Source organism: Massilia sp. DJPM01, from assembly GCF_030348125.1.
Taxonomy (GTDB): domain Bacteria; phylum Pseudomonadota; class Gammaproteobacteria; order Burkholderiales; family Burkholderiaceae_D; genus Telluria_A; species Telluria_A frigida.
On the sequence record NZ_JAQOZV010000066.1, the window covers coordinates 25,549 to 36,443 of the forward strand.

The window sequence follows — 10,895 nt, forward strand, 5'->3', positions numbered from 1 at the left end:
CACGCCGGGGGCTGACCGGGTGATCGACTATCCAGCGAGCAAAACGGCGGCAAATACCGCCATTTTCTCGGTAATTCCCGGTATTCCGACCCGAAAAGCGCCGATTGATCGTATTGGACGATCAATCGCGGAAGTTATTAAATTCCAGCGGCATATCCGGCACATCCTTGCGCAGCATGGCCATGGCCGCTTGCAGATCGTCGCGCTTGGCGCCGGTGACGCGCACCGACTCGCCCTGGATGCTGGCCTGGACCTTCATCTTGCTATCCTTGATGACCTTGACGATCTTCTTGGCATCGTCGGTTTCGATGCCGTTTTTCACCTTGATCACCTGCTTGACCTTGTCGCCGCCGATTTTCTCGATCTTGCCTTCGTCGAGGAAACGCACATCGACCTTGCGCTTGGCCAGCTTGTTGGTCAGCACATCGCGCACCTGCGAGAGCTGGAAATCGGAATCGGCGAAGGCGGTCAGTTCCGTGTCCTTCTGCTCGACCTTGGCGGAACTGCCCTTGAAATCGAAACGGGTGGTGATTTCCTTGTTCGATTGTTCGACAGCGTTTTTCACTTCGATCATGTCTGCTTCGGAGACGACATCAAACGACGGCATAATGGGATCCTTTTACTTGCAAAATGTAGAATGCCGATATTTTAACGGACAACCGGGGCGGCGCCCCTGTGCTGACCCGGTTTTTTACCGGATTGGCCCCCTAAATGCTTAAACGACGCTCATTCATGCAACCAGACCTTGTCATTTCGCCCGATTTCTCCCTCCGCGCTGTCAATACCTTCGGCATCGACGCGCGCGCGCGCGCCTATCTCAAGCTCACCCGGGTGGAACAGCTGGCGCAGGTGATGGCCGATCCCGTCCTCGCCGCGCTGCCGCGCCTGCTGCTTGGCGGTGGCAGCAACATCGTCCTCACGGGCGATTTCGACGGTGTGGTGCTGCACATGGCGATCGAAGGGCGCGCGGTACTGGGCGAGGAGGGCGGCAGCATCCTGGTGCGCGCCGGCGCCGGCGAAAACTGGCACGGCTTCGTGCAATGGACGCTGGCGCAGGGGCTGGGCGGGCTGGAAAACATGGCCCTCATTCCCGGCACGGTGGGAGCGTCGCCGATCCAGAACATCGGCGCCTATGGGGCCGAAGTGAAGGACTTGTTCCACGCGCTGACCGTGTTCGAGCTCTCCAGCGGGCGTTTGCGGGTGATGGATGCGGCGGCTTGCCGCTTCGGCTACCGCGACAGCGTGTTCAAGCATGCCGGCGGGGCCGGGCTGGTGATTGTCGACGTCACGTTCGCGCTGCCGCGCGCGTGGGTGGCCAATCTCAAGTATGCCGAACTGGCGCAGGAAGTGGCCGCGGCGGGGCTGGCCTCGCCGACGGCGCAGCAGGTGAGCGACGCGGTGGTGGCGATCCGGCGGCGCAAGCTGCCCGACCCTGCGCAGATCGGCAATGCCGGCAGTTTCTTCAAGAATCCCGTGGTCAGCGCGGCGCAGTGCGCGGCCTTGCTGGCGGCGCATCCGGCGCTGGTGCATCACGCCCAGGGCGACGGCAGCGAAAAGCTGGCGGCCGGGTGGCTGATCGACCAATGCGGCTGGAAAGGGCGCAGCCTGGGCGCGGCCGGCGTCTACGAAAAGCAGGCGCTGGTGCTGGTCAACCGCGGCGGCGCGACCGGTGCCGAGGTGCTCGCGCTGGCGCGTGCGATCCAGGCCGATGTGCTGGCGCGCTTCGGCGTCGCCCTCGAAACCGAGCCCGTCTTCATCTAGCCTGCTCCTGCGCGCCTGCGGCGGGCGCGCCAATCCCGTCGATAGATCAGAAAATATTATCTTTTTAATCAATTCTGATAAATAATGAATGTGCAAGGGAAGCGCTTCCAATTTTGGGCGGCGGCCATTCAAACGGGAGAAAAACAACATGCAAGACAAGTTACGTACCTTGATCCGGAGCGGGCTGGCAGCGGCCGTCTGTGGCGCGATGCTGGCCGCCTGCGATGGCGATAGCGACCCGGCCAAGCCGGAGACCCCCACGCCGCCCGTCGCCGTCGACAAGGTGGCGCAGTACAGCGACTTCCCCAACGTGACCAGCGATATCAAGAAAGATCCGGCGACCGAATCGGCCATCGCCGCCATCGTTGCCGGGATGAGCGTGGCGGAGAAAGTCGGACAGATGACCCAGCCGGAAATCAAGAGTATCACCCCGGACCAGGTGCGCCAGTACTACATCGGTTCGGTGCTGAACGGCGGCGGTTCTTTTCCGAACAACAACAAGTTGGCCGCCCCGGCAGAGTGGCTCAAGCTGGCCGACGCCTACTGGAAAGCGTCGATGGCCACCGATTCCAAGGTCAAGATTCCGGTGATCTGGGGCACCGACGCGGTGCACGGCCACAATAATGTGTTCGGCGCTACCATGTTCCCGCATAACATCGGCCTGGGCGCTGCCAACGATCCGGCCATGATGCGCCGCATCGGCGCGGCCGTGGCCGCTCAGGTAGTTTCCACCGGTATCGACTGGACCTTCGCCCCGACCCTCGCGGTGGTGCGCGATGACCGTTGGGGCCGCACCTATGAAGGTTATTCCGAAGATCCCTTGATCGTCACCAGATACGCCCGTGAAATGGTCAAGGGCTTGCAGAACGATTTTGCCGGCAGCGGCAACGTCATCGCCACGGCCAAGCACTTCATGGGCGACGGTGGCACCGACCTGGGCAGGGATCAAGGCGTCAACCTGTCCAGCCGCAACGACATGATCAACATCCATGGCCAAGGGTATTACCACGCCCTGGGCGCCGGTGCCCAGACCGTGATGGCCTCGTTTAACAGCTGGGACAATGACAGCCTGAACATCAAGGTCGGTAAGATGCACGGCAGCAAAGAGATGCTGACCGATGTGCTCAAGACCAAGATGGGCTTCGACGGCTTCGTCATCGGCGACTGGAACGGCCACGCCCAAGTGCCGGGCTGCAGCGACGGCAGTTGCCCACAAGCGATCAACGCCGGCGTCGACATGATCATGGTCCCGGAAAAGTGGAAAGAGTTTATCGACAACACCATCGCCTCGGTCAACAAGGGCGACATTCCACTGGCGCGCATCAATGATGCCGTCACCCGCATCCTGCGCGTGAAATTTCGCGCCGGCATCATGAGCGCCAAGGCGCCGCTCGAACGCCCCTACACCGATGCCGGCCGTCTGCAGCATCGTGCCCTGGCGCGCGAAGCGGTACAAAAGTCGCTGGTGCTGCTGAAAAACGATAACAAGGTGTTGCCGCTCAAGCGCGGTGAAAAGATCCTGGTGGTCGGCAAGAGCGCCGACAATCTGTCCAATCAAACCGGCGGCTGGTCGCTTACCTGGCAGGGCACGGCCAATACCAATGCCGACTTCCCGAACGCCGACAGCATCCTGACTGCTATTAAGTCAGTAGCCGGCGACGCCAACGTGGTCTACCGCCAGAACGCCGCGGACGTCAACGTGGCCGACTTCAAGGCCGTCATCGCCGTCATCGGCGAAACCCCATACGCCGAAGGCGTGGGCGACATCGGCAGGAGCGGCACCCTGGAGCACGCGCGCCGCTATCCGGAAGACCTGGCCGTGCTCGATGCTGTCAGCGGCAAGGGCGTGCCGGTGGTCACGGTGCTGATCACCGGCCGTCCAGTCTGGGTCAACAAGGAACTGAACCGCTCAAGCGCGTTCGTGGTGGCCTGGCTGCCCGGCACCGAAGGCAAGGGTGTCACCGATGTCCTGTTCCGCAAGGACAATGGCGACGTCAATCTGGACCTGAACGGCAAGCTGTCGTTCTCCTGGCCGAAAACGGCTTGCCAGATGGCCAATAAAGGCGACCCCAACTACGATCCGCTATTTGCCTATGGCTTCGGCATGCGCTACGCGGACGACACCAGGCTGGCCAAGCTCGACGAAACGGCGCCGACCTTGGGTTGCGCCCAGATCGCCGGTAACGGCAGCCAGGCGAGTAGCGATCTGGAGGTGTTCCGTTCAGCCGACCAGGCGCCCTACACGGCCCGTATCGGCGACCCCAGTGCCTGGTCGCTGGCGCTGGGCGCCGACTTGAACGCGGTCACCACGCTGCCCAACGTCAAAGCCGAGACGACCCAGATCACTATCCAGCAGGACGGCAAGAAAATCACCTGGAGCGGCGCCGGCCAGTTTTATTCGCAAGCGGCCACCACGGCCGACCGTGAAAACTACCTCAACGCCGACGCGGCCCTGGTGTTCGACACCATCGTGCACAAGGCGCCGGCCGGCGCGGTGAAAATGCGGGTGGACTGCAAGCACCCGTGCGCGGGCGAGGTGGATGGCACGACCTTGTTCAAGGGTTTGCCGCTGGAGGTGAAACGTACCGTGAAATTGCCGCTGTCCTGCTTTGGCGCCAAGGGCGCCGACTTCACCCTGATCGATACGCCATTCCTGGTCTATACCGAGCAAGCTTTTGTCGCCTCGTTTGCCAACATCCGCTGGGTGCCGGGCGCGGCCAGGGATGCCGATGCCGCCACCTGCGCCAGCCTGGTGCCGCCACCGGTGGTCGTCGGGCCGCCGCTGCCGGGGCCGACTTACGGCGTGTTCAATGCAGGCGCGCTGACGGGCGACCTGGTGCTCAGCACCTACTCGTCCAATGGCAGCCACACCAAGGCCAGCATGACGCCCGCCGATGGGCTGGACTTGCACTTCGCCGCCGACGGTGGCGACGGCTTGGTGATGATCACCGGCACGCCTGTGAATCTGAGCAACTTCGCCAGTGGCACCCTGCAGTTCGAGATCAATGTCGGCAGCTACGGGGCCAACAGCGGCGGCCTGGCGGTCAAGATGGAAAGCCCGGGCAGCAATTGCAAGTCGGGCGATCATCTGTTCGGCCGTCCGGCCGCGGGTAGCTGGACGCCGGTCACGGTCAAGGTCAGCGCGCTGATTGCGGCGGCCGATCCGTGCTTTGACCTGCGCAACATCGGCATGCCGTTCGGCACCTTGCCTAAGTGGGGCGATCAGCAGGGGGTGAAGTACAAGCTGCGCCAGATCCGCTTTGTGCAGTAATCGCTGGTAGCAGTCGAGGACGCACGCCGGGGGCGTGCGTTTTTCGTTGGGAATGCGCGCACCGCTGATGGCGCGGCGCGTCTTGAGCGCGCGATCGGGATGCGTCGATTCCCCGTTCACGCGCTACTCGCCGCAGTTCAGCCGAAGTGGCAGACGTAGTCGAGCGTCTCGGTCGTTTCGATGTCGAAGGCGGTGTCGGCGCCGACGCTGAAGCGCTCGCCAGCCTGGTAGTCTTGCCAGGCGTCGCTGCCGGCCAGCCGAACCCGGCACTTGCCGGCGACGATTTCCATCACTTCCGGTGCCGCCGTGTTGAACGTCAGCTGCGACGGGAAAATCACGCCCACCGTTTTCTTTCTGCCATCGGCCAGCAACAGCGTGTGCGACACGCATTTGCCGTCAAAGAAAATAGTCGATTTCTTGCTGACGGTGACGTTTTGAATCGTGCTCATGGACTTCCTTCTTCAGGTGGGGAGAGGGGCGGCTTCGGCCTCGGCTTCGGCCTCGGCTTCGGCCACGCACACGCGGTTGCGCCCGGCCGTCTTGGCGGCGTACAGGGCCTTGTCGGCGCGTGCGATCAGTTGTTCGGCGGTGTCGGTGCGCGACGGGACCACGCTGGCCACGCCGATCGACATGGTGACGATGCCGCCCGGCGCTTGCGGATTGTCCATCGCCAGCTTTTCCAGGTGCGTGCGCACGGCGTCGGCCACCACCCGGGCGCCGGCCAGGTCGGTATCGGGCAGGATGATGGCGAACTCTTCACCGCCGTAGCGCGCCGCCAGGTCGGCCGGCCGCTTGAGGTGTTCGGTGAGCACCGCCGCGGTCTTCTTCAGGCACAGGTCGCCCGGCAGGTGGCCGAAGCTGTCGTTGTAGGCCTTGAAGCAGTCGATGTCGCACATCAGCACCGACAGCGCGCTCTGTTCGCGCTGCCCGCGCTGCCATTCGAGGTCGATGACGTCGTCGAAACGGCGCCGGTTGGCAATCCCGGTCAGGCCGTCCAGCGCGGCGAGCTTTTGCAGTTCGATATTGGCTTCGGCCAGCTGGTGCTGGCTTTCGCGCAGGAAGCGAAACGCTTCGTCGCGCTGCAGCCGGCTGATGTGCGCCGCCGAGTGGTAGCGCACCCGCGCCAGCAGTTCGAGCCGGTCCGGCAGCTTGACCAGGTAGTCGTTGGCACCCACCGCGAAACTGTGCGCCTTGAGCGTGGGATCTTCCTTGGACGAGAGCACGATCACGGGCACGTGGCGCAGGCTGTCGCGCTCGCGGTACAGGGCGATCAGCCCGAAGCCGTCGATGCCGGGCATGACCAGGTCTTGCAGGATGACGGTCGGTTGCAGCTGCTCGGCGCTGTCGGCCGCCAGCGCCGAGTCGAGCACGTAGTGGTATTCGATGTCCGGCTGGTCGGCCAGCATGCGCCGCACCGCCTCGGCGATGATCGGCTGGTCGTCCACCATCAGGACCCGCACCTTGAAAACGGCCGGTTCCGGCATGTAGGTTTTGTAAACGTCAGACATCGGTGTAGGCTTGTCGGTGAAAATGGCGGCGCTAGTTACCGGCCGGCTTGGTCCCAATTCTACTGCGCAATGCCCGTCCGATGTTTTCCAAGGATAAAATTTGCTGTGCGGCATCAATCTCGGCGGCGGCGCGTGGCATGCCGTACACAGCGCTGCTGGCCTGGTCCTGGGCGATGGTGGCCTTGCCGGCCTGGCGCATGGCGAGCAAGCCGTTGGCGCCGTCGCGCCCCATCCCGGTCAGCAGCAGGCCGGTGGCGTCGTTCTCCCAGTGCTGCGCCACGCAGTGGAAAAACACGTCGACCGAGGGCCGGTAAGCGTAGTCGCGCGGCGCTACGTCGTAGTGCAGGCGGTGGCGCGCGCTCAGGACCAGGTGGTCGTTGGTGCGGGCGATCTGCACGCAGCCCGCTTCGAGCGGGTCGCCGTCGTCGATCACGCGCACCGGCATCACCAGCTGCTCGCCCAGCCACTTGGAAAAATGGGCGGCGAAGTTTTCATCGATGTGCTGGACCACCACGATGGCGGTGCCGGGCGCCGGGGTCCAGCCGGCCAGCACCTTGGCCACCGCGATCGGGCCGCCGGTCGAGGAGCCGATCGCCAGCAGGTGCTTGATCTTGCCGTTGAAGCGTTCGGGCGCCTGCGCGGGAAGGGTGTCGGCGCCGCTGACGCGTATCAGTTTGCCGATGGTCTTGATCTTGTGCAGCAGCGCCGCGTCGCCGCCGCCGCCGCGCGCCAGCAGCGGCGTGGCGGTGACGTCGAGCGCACCGGCACCGAGCGCGCGGAACACCTGGCTGACATTGTCCTGCGGCTGGCCGGTGACGACCAGGATCGCGCACGGGGTCTTTTGCATGATCTGGCGGGTTGCTTCGACCCCGTCCAGCTGCGGCATGTTCAGGTCCATCAACACCAGGTCGGGACGGTTGTCGGCGCACATGCGCACCGCTTCCAGGCCGGTGCGGGCGATCCACACCACCTGGTGTTCGCTGGTGCTGGCCACCACGCGGCGCAGCGCTTCGGCCGCCATGGCGACGTCGTTGGCGATGCCGATTTTCATAGGCCGGCTTCTCCGATCAGGTCGAACACGGCGTTGAGCAGGGTTTCGTCATGGAAGCTGCCCTTGGTCAGGTAGTAGTCGGCGCCGGCGCTCATGCCGCGCGCGCGGTCTTCCGGCCGGTCCTTGTAGGAGACGATCATGACGGGCAGTTTGTACAAGTGGATATCCTTCTTGACCAGGCCAACCAGTTCGATGCCGTCCATGCGCGGCATGTCGACGTCGGTGATCAGGAGGTCGTAGTCGCCGCTGCGCACCACGTTCCAGCCGTCGATGCCGTCGATGGCGATGTCGACCTGGAAGCCGCGCCCCTGCAGCAGCTTGCGTTCCATCTCGCGCACGGTGAGCGAGTCGTCCACCACCAGGATGCGCTTGACCTTGCGTTTTTCGGGGCCGCCGCGCGCGCCCAGCTGGTGCAGGCCGCCTTCGTGCAGCAGCTTGTCGATCGAGAGCAGCAGGTCGGGCACGTCGAGGATCAGGACCGGGGCGCCGTCGTCGAGCAGGGCGCCGGCGCTGATGTCGCGCATCTTGCCGAAGATCGGGTCGAGCGCCTGCACCGCCAGGCTTTGTTCGCCGCGGATGGCGTCGACCACCAGCGCGTAGCGGCGCTGGGCGGCGCCGATCACCACCACCGGCAGTTCGCCGGCGCCGCTGCCGATCTGGCCCAGTTCCAGTACCTGGGCGGCGGAGACCAGCCCCAGGTGCTCGCCGCCGAAGTCGAAGAACTGCTTGTGCTCCAGCGTGTGGATCTCGCTTTGCGGCACCTTGAGCACCCGCTCGACCTTGACGATGGGGATCGCGTAGGCTTCGCCCTGGACGTCGATCACCAGTGCGCGCACGATCGATTGGGTCAGCGGCAGGGTGATGAAGGTGCGCAAGCCCTCGCCGGGCGCGGACTCGATGCGCACCGTGCCATTCTGTTCGCGGATGGTCTGGTGCACGATGTCGAGCCCCACGCCGCGCCCGGAAATGGCGCTGGTGGTTTCCTTCAGGCTGAAGGAGGGCAGGAACAGGAATTCGATCAGTTCCGGCTGCGACATGGCTTGCGCCATCGCGGCGCTGGCCATCTTGCGCTCGACCACCTGGCGCCGGATCCGTTCGATGTCGACTCCGCGCCCGTCGTCGGCAATCTCGATACTGAGCATGCCGGCGCGGTGGCGCGCCTCCAGCACGATGCTACCCAGCGCCGGCTTGCCGGCGGCGCTCCGTTCGGCCTGGGTTTCCATGCCGTGGTCGACGGCATTGCGCAGCATGTGGTTGAGCGGGCTTTCGATGCGCGCCAGGATGTCGCGGTCGACCAGGGTGTCTTCGCCTTCGATCAGGAGCTGCGCTTCCTTGCCCAGGCTGCGCGCCAGGTCGCGCACCATGCGCGGGAACGCTTGCACGCCATCGCGGAAAGGGCGCATGCGCAGGGTCAGCACTTCATCGACCAGGTTTTTCGATACGCCCAGCAGGCGCCGCTCGTAGCTTTCGATGTCGGCCATGTGTTCGAGCATGAACTGCTTGAGCGGGTGGGCCTTTTGGCCGGCCAGGGCCGATTGTTCGATCAGGGCCTGGTCGCCGCCGCGCACCACGGCATCGTGCAGCTGTTCGAGCGCCTGGAACAGGCTGGCCTGGTTGCGCTTGAAGCGCTGCAGCTGGGCGATGAAGGGGTGCATCTGGTGCGCGTTGATGCGCGACTCGCTGGCCAGGGCCAGCAGGCGCTCGAAGTTCTGGGCCGCCTTGGGCGCGCCATGGGCGCGCTGCGGCGCCATGTCGTCGGGGGCGCTCGCCAGCGGCGGCGTGGCCGCTTCCAGCACCGGCACGGCCGGCTGCGGCGGCGCCGCAATCGGGTCGAGTGCGGGCGCCGACTCGATCAGCGCGATGCCGGCGATGCTGTTCAGCGCCGCGGCGATGCGCGCGCCGTGCTGTTCCAGCCAGGCCGGCAGAGCGGCTTCGTCCAGGGTCGAGAACTGCAGTATCAGGTCGACCCCGGCCAGCAGCGCGTCGATGCGCGCGGGCGTGAGCTGGAGCTGGCCGTTCTGGGCGGCGATGAAGGCGTCTTCCATCCCGTGCGCCAGCTGCACCACCACGTCCAGGCCGACGATGGCGGCCGCGCCCTTGATCGAATGGGCGGCGCGCATCATCGCCTCAAGGGTGGAAGCGTCGCCGCCGCCGCGCTCCATGCTCAACAGGCCATCGGTGAGGACCTGGGTCTGGCCGTCCGCCTCCATGCGGAACAGGTCCAGCATCGAGAATTGACTGAGGTCGCCGCCGCCGGTGCTCATCGCAGCAACCTTGTCAGCTGGTGGCCGACCAGCGGCGCATCGAGCACGCCGATGCGCATCTCGCCGTGGGTCAGCACGCCGGTGATGAAGCGCTGCAAGCCCTTGTTGAGGGTGGCCGCCGGCGCGCCCACGCTGGCCGCGCCGTAGCGCAGGATGCCGTGCAGGTCGGCCACCGGCAGGGCGAAGCGCTGCTCTTCCCAGACGATGACGAGCAGGCGCGCGAACACGTGGCGTCCGCCCTGGGCCGGGGCGTCGTTTTCATCGATCCCGAGCATGCTGGCCAGCGCGATCGCTGGCGCCAGGGTGCCGCCGACGTTGACGATGCCGGTCAGGGCGCCGCCGCTGCGGTGCGGCAGCGAGTGGCTGGCGGCGAGCGGTGCGACCGCGGACACCATCCGGGTCGGCAGCATCAGCCATTCGCGCCCCAGGCGGAACACCAGCCCGGAGTGGTCGTGGCGCGCGCGCTCGGCCTGCGGCTGGCGCAGCAGGGCGGCCCAGTCGTCGCGGTAGCCCGGCCCGACCGGGCGCCGCATGCTGTGGCGCGCCGCGCCCTCGTACACATCGCAGTTGCGGCAGTGGACATGCTGCGCGAGCTTGGGGCAACTGAGGTCGCCGGCCACGCCGATCCTGTTCCAGCAATCGTCGAGGTCCAGCGCGTGCGGCTGGTCGGGCGCGGTCGTCATGGGGCGCCTTTGCGTTGGTCGCCGTCATTGCGGCGCTGGTAGATGCGCGCGGCGCGCTGCTTGAGGGCGGCCGCCTGGGCCGGCTCGCCACTTTGTTCGGCCAGCAGCGCCAGGTGGCACAGCGCTTCGTAGTGGTCCGGCTGCAGGTAGACGCAGCGGCGCCAGTGGTCGCCCGCTTCGGCGATGCGCTGTTCGCATTCGCTGACCATGCCGAGGATGAAGTAGGCGTCGGCCGAATCGGGGTTCTGCTCGAGCAGTTCGCGGCAGGCTGCCGCGGCGCCGCTGTAGTCGCCCAGGTCGGCCTGGCGGCGCGCGCGCGCCAGCATGTCCGCTGCTGGCGGCGGCGCGGTAGCCGGC

Annotated in this window: 9 protein-coding genes; 2 read left to right on the forward strand and 7 right to left on the reverse strand. The window is 65.6% G+C overall.

Annotated elements, in window-relative coordinates:
- Nucleotides 1–121: 121 nt before the first annotated feature.
- On the reverse strand, nucleotides 122–607 hold the full coding sequence (locus tag PO883_RS29330) for a YajQ family cyclic di-GMP-binding protein (protein ID WP_099881460.1): 486 nt from the start codon (nucleotides 605–607) through the stop codon (nucleotides 122–124).
- Between the two features lie 125 nt (nucleotides 608–732).
- Here PO883_RS29330 and murB point away from each other — a divergent pair, with 125 nt between their 5' ends.
- Both murB and PO883_RS29340 read left to right on the forward strand, forming a co-directional pair.
- Nucleotides 733–1,761 (forward strand): UDP-N-acetylmuramate dehydrogenase, encoded by a 1,029-nt coding sequence (gene murB / locus PO883_RS29335; RefSeq protein ID WP_289312911.1) that lies wholly within the window; start codon nucleotides 733–735, stop codon nucleotides 1,759–1,761.
- Nucleotides 1,762–1,909: 148 nt separating this feature from the next.
- Nucleotides 1,910–5,032, forward strand: coding sequence for an exo 1,3/1,4-beta-D-glucan glucohydrolase (locus PO883_RS29340; protein WP_289312912.1), 3,123 nt, complete (start codon nucleotides 1,910–1,912; stop codon nucleotides 5,030–5,032).
- Nucleotides 5,033–5,169: 137 nt separating this feature from the next.
- Here PO883_RS29340 and PO883_RS29345 read toward each other — a convergent pair whose 3' ends face one another.
- From PO883_RS29345 to PO883_RS29370, 6 genes are all read right to left on the reverse strand, one after another.
- A complete protein-coding gene (locus PO883_RS29345; protein ID WP_289312913.1) occupies nucleotides 5,170–5,481 on the reverse strand; it encodes a pyrimidine/purine nucleoside phosphorylase in 312 nt (103 codons plus the stop codon).
- Nucleotides 5,482–5,493: 12 nt separating this feature from the next.
- Nucleotides 5,494–6,540: a diguanylate cyclase gene (locus PO883_RS29350; protein WP_289312914.1), complete on the reverse strand. Its 1,047-nt coding sequence runs from the start codon at nucleotides 6,538–6,540 to the stop codon at nucleotides 5,494–5,496.
- Between the two features lie 31 nt (nucleotides 6,541–6,571).
- Nucleotides 6,572–7,591 (reverse strand): chemotaxis-specific protein-glutamate methyltransferase CheB, encoded by a 1,020-nt coding sequence (cheB, locus tag PO883_RS29355; protein ID WP_289312915.1) that lies wholly within the window; start codon nucleotides 7,589–7,591, stop codon nucleotides 6,572–6,574.
- On the reverse strand, nucleotides 7,588–9,855 hold the full coding sequence (locus tag PO883_RS29360; RefSeq protein WP_289312916.1) for a hybrid sensor histidine kinase/response regulator: 2,268 nt from the start codon (nucleotides 9,853–9,855) through the stop codon (nucleotides 7,588–7,590). The genes cheB and PO883_RS29360 overlap by 4 nt, the downstream gene beginning before the upstream one ends.
- The gene (locus PO883_RS29365; RefSeq protein ID WP_289312917.1) at nucleotides 9,852–10,538 is read right to left on the reverse strand and encodes a chemotaxis protein CheW; all 687 of its coding nucleotides are present in this window, start codon (nucleotides 10,536–10,538) and stop codon (nucleotides 9,852–9,854) included. The genes PO883_RS29360 and PO883_RS29365 overlap by 4 nt, the downstream gene beginning before the upstream one ends.
- Nucleotides 10,535–10,895, reverse strand: a 361-nt coding sequence (locus PO883_RS29370; protein ID WP_289312918.1) for a tetratricopeptide repeat protein, incomplete at its 5' end; no start/stop codon positions are given. The genes PO883_RS29365 and PO883_RS29370, both read right to left, overlap by 4 nt.

What these genes read in the sequence shown, in the direction of transcription:
- PO883_RS29365 (WP_289312917.1), bottom strand. Translation starts at nt 10,538, where the DNA reads ATGACGACCGCGCCCGACCAGCCGCACGCGCTGGACCTCGACGATTGC.
- PO883_RS29340 (WP_289312912.1), top strand. Translation starts at nt 1,910, where the DNA reads ATGCAAGACAAGTTACGTACCTTGATCCGGAGCGGGCTGGCAGCGGCC.
- cheB (WP_289312915.1), bottom strand. Translation starts at nt 7,591, where the DNA reads ATGAAAATCGGCATCGCCAACGACGTCGCCATGGCGGCCGAAGCGCTG.
- murB (WP_289312911.1), top strand. Translation starts at nt 733, where the DNA reads ATGCAACCAGACCTTGTCATTTCGCCCGATTTCTCCCTCCGCGCTGTC.
- PO883_RS29345 (WP_289312913.1), bottom strand. Translation starts at nt 5,481, where the DNA reads ATGAGCACGATTCAAAACGTCACCGTCAGCAAGAAATCGACTATTTTC.
- PO883_RS29360 (WP_289312916.1), bottom strand. Translation starts at nt 9,855, where the DNA reads ATGAGCACCGGCGGCGGCGACCTCAGTCAATTCTCGATGCTGGACCTG.
- PO883_RS29350 (WP_289312914.1), bottom strand. Translation starts at nt 6,540, where the DNA reads ATGTCTGACGTTTACAAAACCTACATGCCGGAACCGGCCGTTTTCAAG.
- PO883_RS29330 (WP_099881460.1), bottom strand. Translation starts at nt 607, where the DNA reads ATGCCGTCGTTTGATGTCGTCTCCGAAGCAGACATGATCGAAGTGAAA.